A 20677-nucleotide genomic window follows, 5' to 3' on the forward strand; every position below is an offset into this window, starting at 1 on the left:
GCGAATCAGCTGCGGCGGCTGAGCATGAGAAAGTCGCCGCGCCATGCGATGATCGCAGTCGCGAGCGCGGCGATCACGATCTTGCCGCCGAGCCATGCCGCAGGCTCCGTCGGCATCGAACCGAGCGAGCCGATCAGGATTGCGGCCACCAGCGCCTGCGCGACCAATGACCCGCGCGGAAATGCCTCAAACCGCAGCGTAGGACCCAGCGCGACCAGAATCGTTGCGAGGGTGGCGAGCGAAGCGCAGTTCACCGCCCCCCGCGGCGACAGGCCGGCCGACGCCGCGACCAGGGAGAGGGCCACGACGATGGCGAGCTGGCCGGCCGCGACCAGCACCAGCCTGGTCGCCAGCTTCTCGAGGTGGGGGACAACCGCGATCGTCGCCTGCAAATGGGTATGCAGGAAATAGAAGGCCGCGATCGCCGGCGCCGTCTCCAGGAATCCACCCAGGCTCTCGTGCGGCACCAGGATCCGCGCAGCATCAGGAATGAAGCCGACCAGCCCGCCGAGCAGCACGAGGGTCGTGCAGATCATGAACTCGAACATCCGGCGCGCCGATTGCACTGATTTTGCGCCGGTCCCGTGCTCGAAATCGTTGACGACTTCGGGATAGCTCACGGTGTGGATCGCCGCATTGAGAACCCAGAACGGGCGCTGCAGCAGGTCGAGCGCAATCGAGAAGCCGGCGCCAGCCCCCGTCGCACCCAGCCGGCCAATGACGATGATCCGGAGCAGCACCGGCACCGACAGATGGATGACGGATGCGGCTGCGGCGAGCATGCCGTAACGGGAGAAATCCCCCCAGTCGGCGAGCATCGTCTGCAGCGAAACGCGTTCCAGGGGGGTGCGATAGGCCGCCAGCGCCGCGACAAGGCCCAGTGCGTGGCCGGCGCTAACGCCGAGCAGCGCCGCTTCGGCCGTTCCTGAAATCGCTGCTCCCGCGGCGGCCCCGGCCAGAAGAGCGGTAGCCCGGAACGCAAGAAGAAAGGACGCGATGCCCAGCCGATCGGAGAGGCGGACCGACAGGAAATAGAGATCCGTCAGGCCCTGAAGCACGGATATGCCGAGGCCAAGCGCGATGATCCCTGTCGGGAGCGCGCTGGCCAAGGATGCACAGCTCCCGATCACGACGAGCGCGCCCGCACTCGACAGGCCTGCGGCAAAGAGCGACCATCTCAGCCGCGCCGCCTCCTTCTCCCTCGCTGCCGCCAGAAAGCGCAGTCCGGCAAGCTGGAGCCACTCGAACATGAGGACGCAGAGCAACTGGCTAGAGGCCAGGGTGAAGGAGAAACTGGTGTAGGCGGCGGCGGGCAGCAGATGGCTGAGCGCGAAGATCAGGATGATCGCCGCGGCACTCTGGTAGACGTAGCCCGCCATCGCGAAGAGGCGTGTCATCTCGGAATGAGGCGCTCCTTGCCGACGGTCGATCCCTGTGGCGCTTCAGTCATTGCTGCGCGCATGCGCGACATCCGTTGCTCGCGCAATTGCTCATACAGGTTCTTGTATGAAGACAGCACGTCGGCAAATATCCATTTGTTGGTATCGGCGATCAGGCGTCGGCTGATCTCGTCGATCTTGTGCGGATCCGACGCGACTGCGAGCATGCTCCTGGCCAGGGATTTGGGATCTGCGTCGGTCAGCCAGCCCGTCACGCCGTGCTTGATGACCTCGGGCATGCCGCCAAAGCGCGTTCCGAGCAGCGGCCTGCCGGCCGCCTTGGCATCTGCAACGACGAGTGGACCGGGGTCGTGCCAGATCGACGGGGCTATCACCACGTCGACCTGCCTGTAGAAATCGTCCGGCGAGACAAAGCCCATGAACTCGATGCGCGCGTCCGGAGCGAGCGCCCTGAGGCGTCGTTGCTCCTCGTCGCTGACCCGGCCGGCGATCAGCATCCGGATGCGATCACGGGGCAGCATAGCAAGGGCCCGCATCAGGTTGTCGATGCCCTTCTCCTCGGTGAGGCGGCCAATGAACCCGAACGTCACTTCCGTGGTGCAGATCGGACGAGGGTAGGGCGCGCGCGGCGGCTCGGTCGAGGCGTTGCGGATCACGGTGCGGATCGGCGTCTCCGAGAACATGCCCATATCGGTATGAATCGACAGCACACGCTCGCTCACGCCGACCACGGCGCTCAGCCAATGTGTGGCCCGCTTGCGATGAAAGCTCAGAATTCCGCAGCTCGTGCAGGTGTGCTCGCAAGACCGTCCCTTGTCGAAGCGGGAGCAGCGTGGACAGGTCAGATAGTAGTCGTGAAGCGTATGCAGCACCGGCACGCCGAGCTGGGCGGCAACGCGCCAGATCGCGGTGGTGAGACCCGACAAATTGTTGGAGTGCAGCACGTCCGGCTTGAAGGCCCGGACTCGCTCCGCGATCAGGGGCGCCTGCATCTGCCAGTCGTCGATCGCGTGCCAGACGCCGCGTAAAGCGGCGTTCTTCTGCTCCATGAAGGGCAGATAGATGTTCCGCACCGGCGCGGAATAGACGTTGATGCCGTTGCAGCTTTCGCGCTCCTGCCCAGGGGACGATGCGGTCCGTATCACCTCCACCTCGTCTCCGCGCTGCACCAGGCCTTCGGCGAAACGTCGCGCGAAGATCTCTGCACCGCCAACGATCTTTGGTGCCTGAGGCGTCGGATAAAGCGTGGACGTCAAAAGAACTTTCATCACGTAACCTCATGTCTTCAAAAATCGCGCCTACCGCGCCGGCCTTATCTCCAGGGCGGGAGCGGCACCGTTCTTGGCTGCAATCAGAACCGGTGTGCTCGAAACCGGAATCCAGGCCCCGGATGCAGGTGTTGCGGCCGCATCGCACGGCAGTGCATAGGTAGTGCCCTGCTGATCGCCTTTGAGCCGGATTTCGTAACGTCGATCCGGAGCCTCGGACCAGACCGCGACTCTGCCGCCGGACGTCGTGGATGCATTGATCGAAACGATGCCGCTGGCGAGCTCGCGTCGCTCGGCACTCAGGCTGGAGCGAATGAAGGCCCAGGCGCCCTGGGCTGCACAGGCGACGGGCTTTGGCGAATTGTCGAAGCGATAAAGGCCAAAGTTATGCTCCAGCTCCGATGGATTCTTGCCGCTGTCCTTGAGCTCGTAAATCCAGATCCCCTTGAGCCAGCGCGTCGCGGTCGACGCCCACAGGATGAGCTGCGCCGTATTGTCGGCCTGGGCCTGTTCGCTGACGCCGCATTTGTTGGTGGGCGTGGTCCAGCCCGTCTCGGTGACATAGATCGGGAAGTCGGCATTTCCGCTCGCCTGGCCGACGAGCCGGTGAAACGCCGTGAGCCGCTCGATGATTTCGGCCGAGCTGCGTTTGCTCGGGCCCATGCAGAAATTGTAGAGATGGATCGACGCGCCGTCGGCATATTGCAGAATGCCGGTCCGCAGCATCTTCTCCGTCCATGTCCAGCCCGGATCGTCGCCGAGCGCGCCAACCAGGAAAGGCGCGTTCGGCGCCACCCGCTTGACCGCCGGTCGTGTGGCCTCGGCAAGCGCCAGATAGTTCTCCGGCGAGAAGGCGGCATCCTTCTTCGCCGCCAGGTTCCACTCGTTCCAGAGCTCGAACAGGGGATGCTGCGCCACGACCGATTGCGCCGCCGCGGCAGCATAGTCCGCGAACCGCTGCCGCGCCTCATCGGTCGTTGGCGGCGAGGAATTCGGAACGAGATGATGGCCGAAGGCGAGGATCAGGAGGGGACGCGCGACCCCGGATTTGACTTGCGCTTCGAGCCTGCCGAGCCTGGGCGTGAAGCCCATCCGGCGTCCGCCGACCTCGAAATCGGACCAGGGAAAATCGTCGCGGAAGGCGTTGAAGCCGAGTTGCTTGATCTGGGCGATGTTCTCTGCGGGCACGTATCCGCGCTCGCTCACCGGCCCGCCCAGCCCCTGATGGGTGCCGACGCCGAGCAGGAATCGCGTGTCGAGCGGTTGAGCCTGCTGAGCGCAGGCAGGGACCGACAGAACAATGGACGAGATGAGGCCCGCGAGGCGGAGGACACTGTCGCGGACCAAGGTGCGTGGGCGTGTCATGGTCTAGATCACGCGCGACGCACTGGCGGTGACATCAAGCCCGGCCCAGGGCATTGCCATCGCGATCTCCTGCATCTGCAGGGGCGACCGTGCATTTTGCTCATCAGAAATTCTTTGAGAGATCCGACTGCAGTCCCGCTTTCGCTTCGACCGGTGTCTGGTCGTCCTGAAGGAGCTCGACATAGACCTGCTGCAATTCTCCATGCGTCTTCTGGACGTCATACAGCTGCTTGAAGCGGTCGTAGCCGCGCTGTCCCAGTACCTTGAGATCGAGATCGAGCGCTCGCCGGAACCCGTCGACGAGCGGCTGAACGGCGACGGGCTCGCAGAGCACGCCGGTGACGCCATCGACGACGATCTCGGGCAATGCGCCGCTACGGAACGCCAGGATGGGCTTGGCTGCGCGCATCGCTTCCAGGGCAACGAGACCGAAGGCTTCCCATCGTGATGGAATCACGACGAGGTCGGCGGCCTCGAGCTGGGTCTCGATGGTCGGGCGGTCCAGCCAGCCCAGCAGGCTCACGTTGGAGGGGACCGTCGGGCCTTCATACTTGTTGACGACGGAGGCACCGACCATGCGGATGTCGAGCACATCCTCGAGCGAGCGCGCCGCTTCGATCAGGAGATCAAAGCCCTTCTGCCGGTCCAGGCGTCCAATGAACAGCACCTTGACTTTCTTGGATGTTGTCCAGTCCGCCGCGACGGGCTGCGGCGTGCGGCTCTTCGAGATGCCATTGTGGACGATGGTGAGGCGCTCGGCGGGAATTCCCGCGCGGACCGCCTCATTATACTCGTCACCGGAGATGCAGATGATCCGGTCCGACGTGCGCGCGAGAAGATTTTCTGCTGCCTTCGTGATGAGATGGCTGAGACGACCGGTCTCGCGCGAAAATGCCCAGCCGTGTGGGCAATAGACCACACGCGGGCCGTTCGAGCGGGCCGCCAGCACGGGCCGGAGCACGAGGCCTGCAAAGGAGGAATGCAAATGCACCACGTCCGGCCGGAAGGCGTCGAGGGCTTGCATGCTTGCGCGCAACATCTGGAACAGCCCGGAGACGCTGCGGCCGGTCCGCTCGAACGTCGTAATCTGGCTGTCATCGATCGCGCCGAGATCGCGACGATGATCCGAGGGCACGACATAGTGCACGTTGTCGGCGCCGAAGCTCGCCTGTTGCTGCGGATGCAACTCGTTCAGATAGCTGGCAATCCCGCCGCGGATCGTCTCGGCGACGTGCAGCACTTTCATCGTCTGCCTTGCGTAGGGCCGCGTTGGAGAGCCGGACATCGTGTATCCCTGTTCTGAGTTCGCTACTGCGAAACACAGTTCCTCGAATACGTAGCGATATTGGGGCAGCGATGTGGTCATGTTGCGCCAAGCTCTTCGTGCGTGCGATCACCCGCAAGAACGAGAAATTTTCATGGAACTATGCAAGAAGCCGCGAGTTGCAAATCGTTTGTGCAAAAACCGTTGCGCGCGAGAGGCGAGCTGCGTCGAATTTCAAGCAGCGCTGGCGACGTTCGCCGGCGCTGCGAGGTGATCGAGCAGAGCCTTCGCCGATTTTTTCCACGAATAGAATGTCACGCGATCCTGTTGCCGCATGCGTTCCTGGTCCGAGATCGCGCCCGCTGCCAATCTTTCGAGCATGAGCTGCTTCAATGCTTCGGCATCGGTGGCGCGAAAATACGCGGCCGCGTCACCGCACGTCTCCACGACGGCATCAGCCGTCGAAGCGATGACCGGACAACCGAAGATCATGGCTTCGAGCGGCGGCACGCCGAATCCCTCATAGAGCGAGGGAAACACGAATGCCGATGCATGCGCATAGAGAGCTGCAATCTCGCTGTCGGTCAGACGGCCAGCAAGCAGCAGGCCTGCAGCCCCTACGCCCGAATTGTCTTGAAAGACTTTACTGTTATCGCCGCCGACGATGACCAGGGGAACGTCAGGCCGATCGAGCAGCTGGATGGCGCGGATCGCGACGGAAAGATTCTTGTTCTTGGTCCTCGAGCCCACATAAAGGAAGAATTTCTGCGGCTGAAGGCCGAGCCGGGCAATGATGCCGGGATCTAGTTTCGTCTTGGCGAAGTGCTCTGCGCTGTTAGGAAAGACCGGGATCTCTGTTGCCGATAGATTCAACACCTCGGCGAGCTCTCCGCGCGAAAAAGCCGATACGGTTGCAATGCTTGCGCGCCGGGCGAGCAGCCGGCCCATGGTTCGGTGAACTGCCAGATAGCGCCAGTTGAAGAAGTCGGGCCGGCGAAAGACCTGGGCGTCGTGGATCACGACGAGGTGGTCGCGATGGAAGACGGGACCGGAATTGGCCAGACTGATCAGGCGGCCTCCGGCGGCGGCGCGCGCGAGATCGATTTGATCCCACGCATGTCCATGCAACCGGCCGACTGGGCGGATCTTGATCCGCTCGAGATCAAGGCTCTCGCTTGCATCCGCAGGCGTCAGCAACTGCCAGTCCGCATTGCGCAGCGAGGCTGGAGTCTGCTCAGACGCCAGCAGCACGTCGATGGCCTTGACCACTTCAGCGGCATAGCGCTGAACGCCCGTGAGCTTTTGCGACAGAAAGCGGCCGTTGATGAAGAATTTCAATTGGCTACCACGATGGTTCATGGAGTCCCGGCCGGGGTCCCGGGGAGCTCGCGGTGGAGGAACCGCAAGTGAGCAATCGTTAGGTACAGAAATATGACGCAGCTCGGCATGGCTCCGAGGCGCCGCCTGCATGGCCGGCGCTGCCTTGCTGCGTCTGAGTCCGCGGTGTAGAGGTCGGCAATGACCGACGACACCCACTCCCTTCGCAGCGGCTCCCTCACCGCAACCATCAAGGCGCACGGCGCCGAGCTGTGCTCGCTGAAGGACGGCGGCATCGAATTCCTTTGGCAGGCGGGGCCGGAATGGCCGCGTCACGCGCCGCTGCTGTTTCCCATCGTCGGGCGTCTTGCCAATGACGAATTGCTGCACCAGGGCAAATCGTATCGGATGACCCAGCACGGCTTTGCCCGCGACAGCCGCTTTGTGTGGGCAGAGCGCGGCGAGAGCCGCTGCACCCTCGTGCTCCATGACAATGAGGCGACGCGCGCGCTCTATCCGTTCCCGTTCCGGCTCATGGCCGCCTATGCGATCGATGATTCCGGTCTCGAGCTGACGCTCACGATCGCCAACACCGGCAAGGAGACATTGCCGGCTTCGATCGGCGGCCATCCCGCCTTCAACTGGCCGCTGCAGTCCGACGCGGCAAAGCAGGACTATGCGCTGACCTTCGCGCGCGCAGAGTCGTCTCCCGTCCGCCGTCTCGATGGTGGACTGCTGCGCCCGGCAGTGCAGCCGAGCCCGGTCAAAGGTGCCGCGCTGCCCTTGTCCGAATCCCTGTTCACCGACGATGCCATCATCTTCGACCGGATCGAGAGCACTTCGGTCCGCTATGCCGCGGGGCAGGGGGCATCGATGGGGCCCTGGCTGAAAATGTCCTGGCGCGGCTTTCGCGAACTCGGCGTCTGGTCGAAACCGTCAGGTGCGCCGTTCCTCTGCATCGAGCCCTGGCGCGGCTATGCCAGTCCCGCCGGCTTCGACGGCGAGTTCACCGACAAGCCGGGCCTGATGCACATCGCGCCGGGCGCTGAAGAAGAGTTGTCCTACCGGATCGAGGTCGGATCGTCCTGACGCCGAACAGATTCCGCACGCATGTTTGCGGCGCGCGTGCTTCGATGATGCTCAGACCTCCATACGCGTGAGATCCTCGCCGAGCACGACCGGCCCCGCATAGTCCTGCCTGACATCCTCGAGCAGCGCGTTCAACATGGCATCATCGCTGCGCGGCCGGTGATGGGTCAGCGCGAGCTTCTTGACGCCGGCCTTGGCCGCGATCTAGATGCGAAGCGTGCGGCCGAGCAAGCCGCGGCGGGCTGCCGGAGGCGTGGATCGCATCCTCGGGCTCGAGGTCGCCGGCGACCACTACGTCACCAGGCCTATCAACTTGCGCGATCTGCTCGCGCGCGCAGAGCTCGCGCTCAGTGAGCAGTTGTAGGACATCATCGTCAGCGAGACGCGACGCGCTTCCATCGTGCTTCGATGCGTGCCTTGATCTGGCTGATGCGGGCCTCGTGTGCGGCCCAATAGGCGCGGCTGGCGGCCGCGGTGCCTTGACGGTAGCGGGCATAGACCGCTTTGGGCTGCACCGCGATCTTCGGGCGGCTCGCCGGTTTTGCCGGAGCAGGAGCAGCGACCGGGGGCGGCGGATCCGGAGCAGCCGCAGCTTCGGTCCCCGCCTGCATCGCGTTCATGGCAACGAGACGGTTGCGGGCCCGGTTGCAATAGACCTGCGACCGCGCGGTCATCTCCTCTTCGCCATGACCTGCCCGGTATTTCATCAGGGCGCGGCAGAGGTCGCCGCCCGCCAGCTGCCAAGCCCGGCTGAGATAAAGCACCCCGTAATGGATGTTGATATCAGGCTCCGCCAATTCCGCATTGCTCCCGCGGAAGCCCAGCATCGCCGCCGTCTCGGGGCGCACCTGCATCAGGCCGATTTCGCCCGCCCTGCCGATGATCGCCGGGTTATAGCCGCTTTCGACGAAGACGACCGCTTCGGCGATATCGGCCGGTAAATTGGTGCTTTTAGTTTCTCTCTCGATGATCTTCCGGATCATGGCCCGCGATGACGGCGTTTCGCCGGCGCCGAGCTCCGTGTTGGCGTTCGCGATCGTCGAGGTCGTGTGCGGCCCGTCGATATCGCCGTCGCCGGCATGTGCACCGATCGGGGCCGACAAGAGCAGGACGACCGCGAGGTGTCTCCACATCGCGCCGAGTATGAAGCGTGCCCGATCCCACAGCATGGGTTTGTCATAGCGCTCCGGAGTTAACAAACCGGCCTCTGGCGCGAGGTCACTGGCGCGCGCGGGCGCTCTGCTCAGTGGACCTTGCTTGCGAAGGCTCCGCCAGCTGGTCATCGACCGCATAGAGCGTGCAGACGGGCGACCATTTCATGCAGGCCGCCAGCGAGTCGCGCCCGGCGTCGTCGGCTGAGGCGCGACCCGCGCGCCAGCCGTAACCGCCGTTCGGCGACACGGCAAAAGCCTTGTGCGGCAGCATGCTTGCGAGATAGCGCGCGAACTCGGCCCGCGCGGCCTCATTGAGCTGGTGCGGTGGCGGCAGCGGATCTGGCGGGCTCAGAATGCCGTGGCTGAGATCCGGAGCGGTTGTCCCGCATGTCATGCGAACCACAACCCAGGAACGCCTTCCCCCTCGCGCGTGTTGTGCCCTTGGCGGGGGCACGGCCGATGCTATGGTGTCCCGCACTCACGACAGAACGAGGATATTTCAGTGGCTGATGTTCATCCCGCGGCGGGCAAGCAGGCTTCGCCGGACGCGCTCACCAATATTCCGCGGCTGGTGACGGCCTATTTCGCCGGCAAGCCGGATGCGTCCGATCCGGCGCAGCGCGTGGCGTTCGGCACGTCCGGCCATCGCGGCACCTCGTTCAAGAACACGTTCAACGAAGGCCACATCCTCGCGACCACGCAAGCCATTTGTGATTACAGAAGAGAAAAGGGCCTGACAGGTCCGCTCTTCATCGGCATCGATACCCACGCGCTGGCCGAGCCGGCGCTGGTCAGCGCCATCGAAGTGTTCGCCGCCAACGGCGTCGACATCATGATCGACAAGGACGGCGGCTACACGCCGACACCTGTCATCTCACACGCGATCCTCACCTACAACAAGGGCCGCACCAGCGGCCTCGCCGACGGCGTCGTCATCACGCCCTCCCATAATCCGCCCGAAGACGGCGGCTACAAATACAATCCGCCGCATGGCGGCCCGGCCGATACGGATGTGACCGGCGTCGTCGAGAAGCGCGCCAACGCCTATCTCGCCGGCGATCTCGAGGACGTGAAGCGCATCGACTATGCCAAGGCGCGCAAGGCGGCGAACGTCCACGCCTACGACTTCGTCACCCCCTACGTCGCCGATCTCGGCAATGTCGTCGATCTCGATCTCGTCAAATCCGCCGGCGTCAATATCGGCATCGATCCGCTCGGCGGTGCCGCCGTGCAGTACTGGCATCCGATCATCGAGCGCCATGGCCTCAACGCCACCGTCGTGAACCAGGCGATCGATCCGACCTTCCGCTTCATGACGGTCGACTGGGACGGCAAGATCCGCATGGACTGCTCCTCGCCTTACGCGATGGCGAGCCTGATCGGCATGCGCGACCGCTTCGACGTCGCCTTTGCCAACGACACCGACGCCGACCGCCACGGCATCGTCACCCGCACCGGCGGCCTGATGAATCCGAACCATTATCTGGCGACCGCGATCTCCTACCTCTTCGCGCATCGCCCGAACTGGGGCAAGAGTGCTGCGATCGGCAAGACCGTGGTGTCGAGCTCGATCATTGACCGCGTCGCCAAGAAGCTCGGTCGCAGGCTGGTCGAGACGCCGGTCGGGTTCAAATGGTTCGTCGACGGCCTCCTCACCGGCAGCTTCGGCTTCGGCGGCGAGGAGAGTGCAGGGGCCTCGTTCCTGCGCCGCGACGGCACGGTGTGGACCACCGACAAGGACGGCATCATCCTCGGCCTGTTGGCTGCCGAGATCATGGCCAAGACCGGTCGCGATCCCAGCCAGCTCTTTGGCGATCTCACCGCCGAGTTCGGCATGCCCCATTACGCGCGCATCGACGTTGCCGCGACCGGGCCGCAAAAGAACATCCTGAAGTCCGTCACGCCCGAGCAGCTCGGCCTCGAGGAGCTCGCCGGCGATCCGGTGCGCTCAACGCTGAGCAAGGCGCCCGGCAACGGCCAGCCCTTCGGCGGCATCAAGGTCGAAACCGATTTCGGCTGGTTCGCCGCAAGGCCGTCGGGGACGGAGGATGTCTACAAGATCTACGCCGAAAGCTTCCGCAGCCCCGAGCACCTGAAACGGATTCAGGAGGAGGCCCAGGCCGGCCTGGCGAAGGTGTTCGCGGCGTAAGGTGTTCTGCAGCCGGCACGCCTTTCTCTCGCCCTCCGAGAGGGCCGCCACATTTTTCCGGTGTCATCGCCCGCGAAGGCGGGCGATCCAGTACGCCGCGCCTGAAGTTGTGTGAACCAATGTCTGCCGCGGAGTACTGGATTCCCCGCCTTCGCGGGGAATGACAGCGGATGGTATGTATACATAATGGAATATGAAGGTAATATAATACGGCATTTTTGGCCTTGAACGTTTCCGTACCCCCGCTATTGTATACATAACGTATTCATAAGCCGTGGGAGTGAGACCGATGACAAAACCCTTTCCCATGAACGCCTGGTACGCCGCCGCCTGGGACGCTGAGGTGAAGCCGGCGCTGCTGCCGCGGACGATCTGCGGCAAGCATGTCGTGATGTATCGGAAAGCTGACGGCTCGGTGGCCGCGCTGGAGGACGCCTGCTGGCATCGCTTGGTGCCGCTGTCCAAGGGGCGGCTGGAGGGCGACACCGTCGTCTGCGGCTATCATGGCCTGAAATACAATGCGCAGGGCCGCTGCACCTTCATGCCCTCGCAGGAGACCATCAACCCCTCGGCCTGCGTGCGCGCCTATCCCGTCGTCGAGCGCCATCGCTACATCTGGCTCTGGATGGGCGATCCTGCACTCGCCGATCCCGCGCTCGTGCCCGACATGCACTGGAACGACGATCCCGCCTGGGCCGGCGATGGCAAGACCATCCATGTCAATTGCGACTACCGCCTTGTGCTCGACAATCTCATGGATCTCACCCACGAGACCTTCGTGCACGGCTCGTCGATTGGAAATGACGCGGTGGCGGAAGCGCCGTTCGACGTCACCCATGGCGAGAAGACCGTGACGGTGACGCGCTGGATGCGCGGCATCGAGCCGCCGCCGTTCTGGGGCAAGCAGCTCGGCAAGCCTGGCCTCGTCGATCGCTGGCAGATCATCCGTTTCGAGGCGCCGTGCACCATCGCCATCGACGTCGGCGTGGCGCCGACGGGCACCGGCGCGCCGGAAGGCGACCGCTCGCAGGGCGTCAACGGCTTCGTGCTCAACACCATCACGCCGGAGACGGAGAAGACCTGCCATTACTTCTGGGCCTTCGTTCGCAATTATCGCATCAGCGAGCAGCGCATCACCACCGAGATCCGCGAGGGCGTCTCCGGCATCTTCCGCGAGGACGAGCTGATCCTCGAAGCGCAGCAGCGCGCGATGGACGAGAACCCCGACCGCATCTTCTATAACCTCAACATCGACGCCGGCGCGATGTGGTCGCGCAAGCTGATCGACCGGATGGTGGCGAAGGAAAACGCGCCAACGCACCTCCAGGCCGCGGAGTAGATCATGGCCGAGCGTGAGGTCGACCGCTCCGTCTCGCAGACCGTGAAGGCGCAGCTCGCGCTGCGCGATCAGATTCTGTCGGGGTCTTTACGCCCCGGCGAGCGCATCTCCGAGCTGCAGGCGGTGGAGACCACCGGCGCCTCGCGCACGCCGGTGCGCATGGCGCTGGTGCGGCTGGAGGAGGAGGGCCTGCTGGAGGCGATCCCCTCGGGCGGCTTCATGGTGAAGGCGTTCTCCGAGCGCGACATCTCCGATTCCATCGAACTGCGCGGCACGCTGGAAGGTTTGGCTGCGCGCTTTGCCGCCGAGCGCGGCGTCTCCGCGCGCGAGCTCGAATCGTTGAAGGAGTGCCTTTCCGCAATCGACGAATTGCTCCGCCAGGTGCCGATCTCGGTCGATGCCTTCTCGTCCTATGTCACGCTGAATGCGCGTTTCCACGCGCTGCTCACGGAACTGTCCCGCAGCCAGCCCCTGATCCGGCAGATCGACCGCGCCTCAGCGATGCCGTTCGCATCGCCAAGCGGCTTCGTGATGGCGCAGTCGGCGCTGCCCGAGGCGCAGCAGATCCTGATCATCGCCCAGGAGCACCATCGCGTCGTGATCGACGCCATCGAGAACCGCGAGGGCGCGCGCGCCGAGGCCATCATGCGCGAGCATGCCCGGCTCGCGGTGCGAAACCTGCGGCTCGCGCTGCGCAACCGCACCCATCTCGACCTCTTGCCGGCGCTCGCGCTGATCAAGACCGCAACCGATTGAGGGCAGTCACAATGCGCTTCGTCGAAACCCGGATTCCGGCGACACTCGTCTCGACGCGCGATCTCGCGCCCGGCATCCGCGAATTTCTGATCAGGCCGGATCAGTTCGACGTCACGTCCTATCCGGTCGGCAGCCACATCAATGTCAGCGTCACCATCGACGGCCTGCCGGAGACGCGATCCTATTCGCTGGTCGGCGAAGCCTCTTCGCATGGCTTCAGAATAGCGGTGCGCCGCGCTGAGGATTCCCGCGGCGGCTCGCGCTACATGTGGCAGCTCGCACCCGGCGCGCGCCTCGACATCACCCGGCCCGCTTCGCTCCTTGCGGTTGACTGGGCTCGCGAAAACTACTGCCTGATCGCCGGCGGCATCGGCATCACCCCGATCCTCGGCGCGGCGCAGGCACTGGCGCGGCGCGAGGCAAACGTCGCGCTGCACTACGCCGTGCGCTCGCGCCGTGAGGCCGCCTATCTCGACGATCTCGCCGCGATGCTCGGGGACCGTCTGGTTGTTCACGCCAGCGACGAGGGCCAGCGGCTCGATCTCGACGCCCTGTTCGCCTCGTTGCCGCAAAGTACGCTGGCCCTGTTCTGCGGCCCGATGCGGATGCTGGACGCCGCGCGCCATGCCTGGATCGGGGCCGGCCACCCGCTGCCCGATCTCCGCTACGAGACCTTCGGCTCCAGCGGCACGCTGCCGACCGAAACTTTTCGCGTGCGATTGAAGGACTCGAACGTCGAGCTCGAGATCCCGCGCGAGCGCTCGATGCTGGACGTGCTCAACGCCAGCGGCCACGACGTGATGTACGACTGCAAGCGCGGCGAATGCGGCCTCTGCGCCATCGACGTGGTCGCGGTCGACGGCGAGATCGATCATCGCGACGTCTTCTTCAGCGATCATCAGAAACAGAGCAACCGGAAGATCTGCGCCTGCGTCTCCCGCGCGCGCGGCACCATCACGGTGGACACCCTGCTGCGGGCGGATGCGATCTGACACTAAAGCGCGATGGGATCAGGATGAATCGCCATCGCGCTTCAGGTTATTGTTTGAGCATGATCTTTTCGGAAAACCGCTGCACACTTTTCCGGATCATGCTCTAGGAGAGGTCGCCATGCCCGGGCTTGTCCCGGGCATCCACGTTCTTCATGCTCGGAGCCGACGCGTGGATGGCCGGGACAAGCCCGGCCATGACGCATTTGGAAGCGCTGGCACCTACGCCGCGTAAATCGCCCGAAGCTTCTTCGTATCGAGCAGCGCCAGCACGCCATCGGCCGAAACAGGCCGGCTGATGAGATACCCCTGCACCTCGTCGCAACTGATCTGGCGCAGATATTCGAGCTGGTCGGCGGTCTCGACTCCCTCCGCCACCACGCCGATGTCGAGGTCGCGTGCCAGCGAAATCACCGACTTCACGATCGCGGCGCAGTCCGGCTGCACCAGCATGTCGCGGATGAAGGACTGGTCGATCTTGATGCGGCTGAACGGCAGCTTGCGCAGGTATGTCAGCGACGAGAAGCCGGTGCCGAAGTCGTCGAGCGCCACGGTGACTCCGAGCTCCAGCAATGCGTTCAGGACCGTCGCGGCCGAGCCGTATTTCGACAGCAGCATCGATTCCGTGATCTCGATCTCGAGCCGATGCGGGGCGATCTTGGCGTCGGCGAGCGCCTGCACGATGATCTGAAGAATGCCTGTATTGTGGAACTGCGCCGCGGAGAAGTTCACGGCGACCCTGATCTCTTCCGGCCATTGCGCCACGGTGGCGCAGGCGCGGCGGATCACCCATTCGCCGATCGCGTGGATCAGCCCGGTCTCTTCCGCGATTGGTATGAATTCACTCGGCGGCACCAGCCCGCGCGAAGGATGCCGCCAGCGCAACAGCGCCTCGAAGCCGGTGATCCGGTTGTCGCGGATATCGAGGAAAGGCTGGAACACCAGGAACAGCTCGTTTCGCGCGATCGCGCCTTCGAGGTCCGACTGCAGCGCCTTGCGGTCGCGAGATAGCCTGTCATCCGCTTGTTCGAAGAAGCAGACCGTGCCCGGCCCCGCCTTTTTGGCACGGTAGAGCGCCGCATCGGCGTTCTTCATGACGTCGAGCGCCGTGTTGCCGTCGCGAGGGGCCAGCACGATGCCGACGCTGGTCGCGCCGATGATCTGGCGGTCTTCGATCTGGAACGGTTCGTCGAACGCCGCGACGAAGCGCTCGGCGATTTCGAGCGCATCCTCGGGCCGCGCCAGATTGGCCATTACCAGTGCGAACTCATCGCCGCCGATGCGCGCTATGTGCTCGGCCGTGCGGGTGCAGCGCTGCAGGCGGCCTGCGACCTGCACCAGGAAGTCATCGCCGGCGGGATGGCCGAACTTGTCGTTGACCTCCTTGAAGCGATCGAGATCGAGCAGCAGCACCGCGAACTCCTCGCCGGAAAGGGCCAGTCGCTTCAGCGCGGCATCGAGCGTCTCGTTGAAGGCGAAGCGATTGGGCAGCTGCGTCAGCGAGTCCTGGCGCACCGTGCGCTCCGCCTCGATCTGCCGTATCACGCGCCGCGCGAACGAGAACGAATTGACGAACACGTTGCGCAGCAGCACGCTGCCATAGACCACGACGAGGAAGGCGATCAGCAGGAAGGCCAGGTCGCCGTTCCTGCTGAGGCAGATCGCGATGCCGAGGAAGATGGGCGCCGTGAACGCGATGGCCGCGATCGGGATCGTGGCGAAGGCCAGCGCGCCTCCGGCCAGCATGCCCGAGCACAGGCAGGTGATGACGAGCTGTCCGCCGGTCGAGGCGCCGGCGAAGAACGCGACCGGGACGATGCCCCAGGCGGAGCCAAGAATGAAGGCATTGCGCACCAGCCGGTACATGGCGTGGCGCGAGACGGATTGCGGCTTGGTGATGCGGCGCGCGGCGTAGGATTGCAGGCAAAATCCGATCGCGGCGGCGGCGACCGCGACCGCCCAGATCAGGGCGAACATCCGGTCCGGCGACTGCCACAGCGCGATGGCGAGTACGATGGCGTTGCAGGCATTGGCGAGCATGATGCCGACCGAATAGCCGAGCACCAGCGACATCTGTTCGGCGCGGATATGGCCGGCCATCGCCTCGTCGGTTGCGGGACCGCCAAAGGCCGACAGATCGCCGGCGAACAACCGTGCGACATAGTTGGTCGTTTGAGTCCGCATCCCAGAGCCTAGCAGCAGGGCCGTTCGTCCAGCTCGATCCGGAGAATTCGCTACAAACCTTTGACGAACTATGAATTTTCCACGCCAGCCAGCTTGGCTGCGACCACTCCTGCGTGTTCAAAGCAAGGTATCGATAACAAATCGATACAAATGCGACGCCTTGCGTTACGGATGTAACGGAAGGAGCATGTTGGCGAGCAGTTCCGCTGTCATGTCCCCGGGCTGAACATCAAGCCGGGCGATGACAGCAGCTCGGGGCTTCACCGCCCCAGCTGCTTCGGGTCGTAATAGAACCGTTCCTCGATCAGCTCATCGCCCCGCCAGGCCTGCCACGCGATCTCGTCCAGCGTTCGGACGACGCCTTCGGCATTGGTGAAGCTGAAAACCCAGCGCGTGGCGACGTGGTCGCCCTCGATCAGGCTCGGGCCGACGCGGACGGCCTTGACCTCCTTGAAAGCGGCCAGCACGCCGCGCTCCTTTGCCGCCAGCTTGTCGCGCCCCATCGTCGGCTCGGCGTTGTTCTCGTAGGTGGCAGCATCGGGCGCATAGAATTGCTCGATCGCGCCGACGAAGTCCCCGTCCTCCAGCAGTTTCGCAAAGTCTTCGACGATGTCACGGCTCGGCATGGCGACCTCACGATTAAAACCGACTGATAGTCGGTAAATACCGACCGATGGTCGAAAAGTCAACTGGCCGTCCGCGCTGAATTCGATTAGAGGGGAGTGAGTTTGAATCGATGCGAGCCAAGAACTCGGAACACCTCTCCCCGTCGGGGAGAGGTGGACGCAAGACGAGAGCCATGGCGAAACAGGCGGAGCGGCGGGCGGCGACGACGGAAGCGATCCTGACGGCGGCGCGCCGCTTGTTCGGCACGCAAGGCTTTGCCGCCACTACCATGGACGAGATCGCCGAAGGCGCCTCCGTCGCCAAGGGCGCGGTCTATCATCACTTCAAGACCAAGGAGGCGGTGTTCGAAGCCGTGTTCGATCAGGTCTCGCGCGACCTCGTTGCCGAGATCGACCGCACGGCGCGGGCAGAGAAGGACGTGCTCGCCGCGATGGTCGCCGGCACCCAGCATTACTTTGCCGCTACCGCCAAGGGCCCGACCGGCCAGATCATCCTGCGCGACGGTCCGGCCGTGCTCGGCTGGGAACGCTGGCGCGAGATCGACGCGCAGCACTTCGGCGGCAAGATGCCGCGTGCGCTTTCCGCAGCGATGGAGGCCGGCCTGATCGCGCGGCAGCCGGTCGAGCCCTTAGCGCGGCTGCTGCTCGGCGCCGTGACGGAGGCCGCGGTCGCCTGCGCCGGCCGTGCCGATATCGCAAGGGCAGGCGCGGAATATGCCCGTGCGTTCAAGTCGCTGGTCGAGGCACTGCGCGTGCGCGCATGATTGTGTTAATGCGGAGCGAGTGATGTGGATGGTGTTGACGCCGCACTCGGTCACCTCTCCCGTAGGGAGAGGTCGGATAGCATCGTAGATGCGATCCGGGTGAGGGGGTACGGTCTCACTTGCCATTGCGGCTCCTCACCCGGATTGCTACGGACGATGCTGCGCATTGCCGTGCGCAATCCGACCTCTCTCCGCTGGGAGAGGTGAAGTGACGAACTGGAAACGCCATACCAACAAAAAGAACAGTAGCGCATGAACGCAAATTCCTCTCTCGCACTCAACGATCCCGAATTCGACTACGTCATCGTCGGCGCCGGCTCTGCCGGCTGCGTGCTGGCCAATAGGCTCTCTGCGAACGGCAAGCACAGCGTGCTGCTGCTCGAGGCCGGCCCGAAGGACTCCAACATCTGGATCCACGTCCCGCTCGGCTACGGCAAGCTGTTCAAGGAGAAGAGCGTCAACTGGATGTACCAGACCGAGCCGGAGCCCGAGTTGAAGGGCCGCCAGGTGTTCCAGCCTCGCGGCAAGACACTGGGCGGCTCGAGCTCGATCAACGGCCTGCTCTATGTCCGTGGTCAGCACGAGGACTATGACCGCTGGCGCCAGCTCGGCAACACGGGATGGGGGTATGACGACGTGCTGCCCTATTTCAAGAAGGCCGAGGACCAGTCGCGCGGCGCCGATCACTATCACGGCACGGGCGGACCGCTGCCGGTCTCCAACATGATCGTGACCGATCCGCTGTCGAAGGCTTTCATCGATGCTGCCGTCGAGACCGGTCTGCCCTACAACCCTGATTTCAACGGCGCGACGCAGGAAGGCGTCGGCCTGTTCCAGACCACGACGCGCAACGGTCGCCGCGCCTCCACGGCGGTGGCCTATCTCGGCCCTGCCAAGGCCCGCGGCAACCTCAAGATCGAGACGGGCGCGCTCGCCCAGCGCATCCTGTTCGAGGGACGCCGCGCCGTCGGTGTCGAGTACCGCCAAGGCGCTGCCTTGCGCCGCGCACGGGCGCGCAAGGAGGTCGTGCTGTCGAGCGGGGCCTACAACTCGCCGCAACTGCTCCAGCTCTCCGGCGTCGGCCCTGGCGATCTCCTGCGCAAGCACGGCATCGAGGTGGTGCTGGACGCACCGGGCGTCGGTCACGACCTTCAGGACCACATGCAAGTCCGCATCGTGATGCGCTGCTCGCAGAAGATCACGCTCAACGACACCATCAACCATCCGCTTCGTCGCACCATGGCCGGCGCGCGCTATGCGCTGTTCCGCAAGGGCTGGCTGACGATCGCGGCGGGCACGGCCGGAGCCTTCTTCAAGACCAGTCCGCGGCTGGCTTCGCCAGACATCCAGGTGCACTTCCTGCCGTTCTCGACCGACAAGATGGGCGAGAAGCTGCATGATTTCTCCGGCTTCACCGCCTCGGTGTGCCAGCTACGTCCCGAAAGCCGCGGCTCCCTGCGCATCAAGAGCGCGGACCCGACCGTGCCGCCGGAGATCCGCATCAACTACATGTCGACCGAGACCGATCGAACCACCAACGTGGAGGGTCTGAAAATCCTGCGCAAGATCCTGAACGCGCCGGCGCTGAAGCCGTTCGTGGTCAGCGAGTACGATCCCGGGCCAAAGGTATCCACGGATGCCGAGCTGCTCGATTTCTGCCGTGAGCGCGGCAGCACCATCTACCATCCGACCTCGACCTGTCGTATGGGCAATGACGCGCTTGCCGTGGTCGATCAGCGGCTGAAGGTGAGGGGGCTCGACGGCCTTCGTGTCGTCGACGGCTCGATCATGCCGGACCTCGTGTCGGGGAACACCAACGCGCCGATCATCATGATCGCTGAAAAGGCTTCCGACATGATATTAGAGGAGGCGCGTTGATTTGCGGCTAGAAAGGACAGCGGCTTGGCTACGCGACTGAAGATCGGCACCCGCAAGAGCGCCATGGCGCTGGCACAGACGGACGAGATCGCGCGCCGCCTGACCGCCGCCGTGCCGGGTCTCGACGTCGAGATCGTCAAGTTCGACACCACGGGCGATCTGGACCAGACCAGCAAGCTGCTGCCACATGGCGGCAAGGGCGGCGCTTTCGTGGCGCAGATCCGCGCCGCCGTGCTCTCGGGCGAATTGCAGGCGGCGATGCATTCGCTGAAGGACATGCCGGGCAACGAGGACACGCCCGGCCTCGTCATCGGCGCCACGCTGTCGCGCGATCCGCCGAGCGACGCGCTGGTGCTGCGCGATGGCGTAACGCTGGAGGCGCTGCGTCAGTCGCGCGGCAAGGGTTTTAAGATCGGCACCAACGCCGTGCGCCGGGCGGCTTATGCACGGCGGTTGTTCCCGGAGGTGGAAGTGATCCATTTCCGTGGCGCCGCCGACACCCGCGTGCGAAAACTCGACAACGGTGAGAAGCAGCGCCTGCCGGATGGCGGTGCGGTGGGGCCGGCAGATGCGCTGATCATGGCGCGTTCGGGCCTCGATCGCGTCGGTCTGTCGAGCCGCATTGCGCACGAATTCACCGCGGCGGAGATGCTGCCGGCGGCGGGGCAGGGCATCGTCGCGGTCGAATGCGCGGCGCGGGACTGGCAGACGCGACAAATTCTGTCATCGATCGACGATCCCTTGGCCCACGCCTCAGCCGATGCCGAGCGCGAGGTGCTGTGGGTGCTCAACGGTCATTGCAATTCGCCGGTGGCGGGCTTCTCGACCATATCAGGCGATCAGATGTCGCTCACCGCCTCGGTGCTCGACCTCTCCGGCAACACCATCATCGAAGCTTCGTGCACGGGCCCGGCCAATCGCCCGCGCGAGCTCGGCCGTGCGGTAGGGCTCGATCTGCTGGTGAAGGGTGCGGCGGAGATCATCGAGCGCAGCCGCCCGCGCTGACGCGCTTTCCGCGACCGCCGTCGTCATTGCGAGCGCAGCGAAGTAATCCAGACTGCTACCCGCGGAAAGATTCTGGATTTGCTTCGCTGAGCCCGTCATCGGGCCGCGCTTCGCGTGGACCCGCTGGCTC

The 20677-nt window shown here is 64.5% G+C and carries 16 protein-coding genes and 2 pseudogenes; 9 read left to right on the plus strand and 9 right to left on the minus strand.

Annotated features, from left to right (window positions below; translation table 11 throughout):
- Window positions 1–5: 5 nt before the first annotated feature.
- The 5 genes from EAV90_RS24760 to EAV90_RS24780 form a co-directional block, all read right to left on the minus strand.
- Window positions 6–1397: a hypothetical protein gene (locus EAV90_RS24760; RefSeq protein WP_129144963.1), complete on the minus strand. Its 1392-nt coding sequence runs from the start codon at window positions 1395–1397 to the stop codon at window positions 6–8.
- A complete protein-coding gene (locus EAV90_RS24765) occupies window positions 1394–2668 on the minus strand; it encodes a glycosyltransferase family 4 protein (RefSeq protein WP_129144964.1) in 1275 nt (424 codons plus the stop codon). The genes EAV90_RS24760 and EAV90_RS24765 overlap by 4 nt, the downstream gene beginning before the upstream one ends.
- A gap of 30 nt (window positions 2669–2698) precedes the next feature.
- Entirely contained in the window at window positions 2699–4033 is a 1335-nt protein-coding gene (locus tag EAV90_RS24770) for a hypothetical protein (RefSeq protein ID WP_129144965.1), read from the minus strand.
- A 103-nt stretch (window positions 4034–4136) separates the two neighbouring features.
- The gene (locus tag EAV90_RS24775) at window positions 4137–5318 is read right to left on the minus strand and encodes a glycosyltransferase (protein WP_245509610.1); all 1182 of its coding nucleotides are present in this window, start codon (window positions 5316–5318) and stop codon (window positions 4137–4139) included.
- Window positions 5319–5531: 213 nt separating this feature from the next.
- Window positions 5532–6635 (minus strand): glycosyltransferase family 4 protein, encoded by a 1104-nt coding sequence (locus tag EAV90_RS24780; protein ID WP_129144993.1) that lies wholly within the window; start codon window positions 6633–6635, stop codon window positions 5532–5534.
- A gap of 180 nt (window positions 6636–6815) precedes the next feature.
- Here EAV90_RS24780 and EAV90_RS24785 point away from each other — a divergent pair, with 180 nt between their 5' ends.
- Entirely contained in the window at window positions 6816–7703 is an 888-nt protein-coding gene (locus EAV90_RS24785) for an aldose 1-epimerase family protein (protein WP_129144966.1), read from the plus strand.
- Between the two features lie 253 nt (window positions 7704–7956).
- Window positions 7957–8052, plus strand: a pseudogene (locus EAV90_RS24795) (DNA-binding response regulator); the annotation flags it as partial.
- 25 nt (window positions 8053–8077) lie between these two features.
- Here the strand turns inward: EAV90_RS24795 and EAV90_RS24800 are convergent.
- Together EAV90_RS24800 and EAV90_RS24805 are read right to left on the minus strand one after the other, a co-directional pair.
- Window positions 8078–8872 carry a lytic transglycosylase domain-containing protein gene (locus EAV90_RS24800; protein ID WP_245509611.1) on the minus strand — a complete coding sequence of 265 codons (795 nt, stop codon included), beginning with the start codon at window positions 8870–8872 and terminating at the stop codon, window positions 8078–8080.
- A gap of 49 nt (window positions 8873–8921) precedes the next feature.
- Window positions 8922–9224: pseudogene (locus EAV90_RS24805) on the minus strand (alpha/beta hydrolase family protein); the annotation flags it as partial.
- Between the two features lie 135 nt (window positions 9225–9359).
- Here EAV90_RS24805 and pgm point away from each other — a divergent pair.
- The 4 genes from pgm (at window position 9360) to EAV90_RS24825 (ending at window position 14093) form a co-directional block, all read left to right on the plus strand.
- Window positions 9360–11006 carry a phosphoglucomutase (alpha-D-glucose-1,6-bisphosphate-dependent) gene (gene pgm, locus EAV90_RS24810; protein ID WP_129144967.1) on the plus strand — a complete coding sequence of 549 codons (1647 nt, stop codon included), beginning with the start codon at window positions 9360–9362 and terminating at the stop codon, window positions 11004–11006.
- 289 nt (window positions 11007–11295) lie between these two features.
- Entirely contained in the window at window positions 11296–12345 is a 1050-nt protein-coding gene (locus tag EAV90_RS24815; RefSeq protein WP_129144968.1) for an aromatic ring-hydroxylating dioxygenase subunit alpha, read from the plus strand.
- Between the two features lie 3 nt (window positions 12346–12348).
- A complete protein-coding gene (locus EAV90_RS24820; protein ID WP_129144969.1) occupies window positions 12349–13101 on the plus strand; it encodes a GntR family transcriptional regulator in 753 nt (250 codons plus the stop codon).
- Between the two features lie 11 nt (window positions 13102–13112).
- Complete coding sequence (locus EAV90_RS24825) at window positions 13113–14093, plus strand: PDR/VanB family oxidoreductase (protein ID WP_129144970.1); 981 nt, start codon at window positions 13113–13115, stop codon at window positions 14091–14093.
- Between the two features lie 219 nt (window positions 14094–14312).
- On the opposite strand, the gene EAV90_RS24830 is transcribed toward EAV90_RS24825, so the two are convergent.
- Both EAV90_RS24830 and EAV90_RS24835 read right to left on the minus strand, forming a co-directional pair.
- Window positions 14313–16274 (minus strand): putative bifunctional diguanylate cyclase/phosphodiesterase, encoded by a 1962-nt coding sequence (locus tag EAV90_RS24830; RefSeq protein WP_129144971.1) that lies wholly within the window; start codon window positions 16272–16274, stop codon window positions 14313–14315.
- Between the two features lie 260 nt (window positions 16275–16534).
- Window positions 16535–16900 carry a nuclear transport factor 2 family protein gene (locus EAV90_RS24835; protein ID WP_129144972.1) on the minus strand — a complete coding sequence of 122 codons (366 nt, stop codon included), beginning with the start codon at window positions 16898–16900 and terminating at the stop codon, window positions 16535–16537.
- 173 nt (window positions 16901–17073) lie between these two features.
- On the opposite strand from EAV90_RS24835, the gene EAV90_RS24840 reads away from it, so the two are divergent.
- From EAV90_RS24840 to hemC, 3 genes are all read left to right on the plus strand, one after another.
- Window positions 17074–17664, plus strand: coding sequence for a TetR/AcrR family transcriptional regulator (locus EAV90_RS24840; protein WP_122404907.1), 591 nt, complete (start codon window positions 17074–17076; stop codon window positions 17662–17664).
- Between the two features lie 252 nt (window positions 17665–17916).
- Complete coding sequence (locus tag EAV90_RS24845) at window positions 17917–19542, plus strand: GMC family oxidoreductase (protein ID WP_129144973.1); 1626 nt, start codon at window positions 17917–17919, stop codon at window positions 19540–19542.
- A 24-nt stretch (window positions 19543–19566) separates the two neighbouring features.
- Window positions 19567–20547, plus strand: coding sequence for a hydroxymethylbilane synthase (gene hemC / locus EAV90_RS24850; protein WP_122404905.1), 981 nt, complete (start codon window positions 19567–19569; stop codon window positions 20545–20547).
- The last annotated feature ends 130 nt before the right edge of the window (window positions 20548–20677 follow it).

The organism is Bradyrhizobium vignae (assembly GCF_004114425.1).
Taxonomy (GTDB): domain Bacteria; phylum Pseudomonadota; class Alphaproteobacteria; order Rhizobiales; family Xanthobacteraceae; genus Bradyrhizobium; species Bradyrhizobium vignae.

Coding starts and splice junctions, on each gene's coding strand:
- EAV90_RS24760 (WP_129144963.1), bottom strand. CDS start 1,397: ATGACACGCCTCTTCGCGATGGCGGGCTACGTCTACCAGAGTGCCGCG.
- EAV90_RS24765 (WP_129144964.1), bottom strand. CDS start 2,668: ATGAAAGTTCTTTTGACGTCCACGCTTTATCCGACGCCTCAGGCACCA.
- EAV90_RS24770 (WP_129144965.1), bottom strand. CDS start 4,033: ATGACACGCCCACGCACCTTGGTCCGCGACAGTGTCCTCCGCCTCGCG.
- EAV90_RS24775 (WP_245509610.1), bottom strand. CDS start 5,318: ATGTCCGGCTCTCCAACGCGGCCCTACGCAAGGCAGACGATGAAAGTG.
- EAV90_RS24785 (WP_129144966.1), top strand. CDS start 6,816: ATGACCGACGACACCCACTCCCTTCGCAGCGGCTCCCTCACCGCAACC.
- EAV90_RS24800 (WP_245509611.1), bottom strand. CDS start 8,872: ATGCTGTGGGATCGGGCACGCTTCATACTCGGCGCGATGTGGAGACAC.
- EAV90_RS24815 (WP_129144968.1), top strand. CDS start 11,296: ATGACAAAACCCTTTCCCATGAACGCCTGGTACGCCGCCGCCTGGGAC.
- EAV90_RS24820 (WP_129144969.1), top strand. CDS start 12,349: ATGGCCGAGCGTGAGGTCGACCGCTCCGTCTCGCAGACCGTGAAGGCG.
- EAV90_RS24825 (WP_129144970.1), top strand. CDS start 13,113: ATGCGCTTCGTCGAAACCCGGATTCCGGCGACACTCGTCTCGACGCGC.
- EAV90_RS24830 (WP_129144971.1), bottom strand. CDS start 16,274: ATGCGGACTCAAACGACCAACTATGTCGCACGGTTGTTCGCCGGCGAT.
- EAV90_RS24835 (WP_129144972.1), bottom strand. CDS start 16,900: ATGCCGAGCCGTGACATCGTCGAAGACTTTGCGAAACTGCTGGAGGAC.
- EAV90_RS24840 (WP_122404907.1), top strand. CDS start 17,074: ATGGCGAAACAGGCGGAGCGGCGGGCGGCGACGACGGAAGCGATCCTG.
- EAV90_RS24845 (WP_129144973.1), top strand. CDS start 17,917: ATGAACGCAAATTCCTCTCTCGCACTCAACGATCCCGAATTCGACTAC.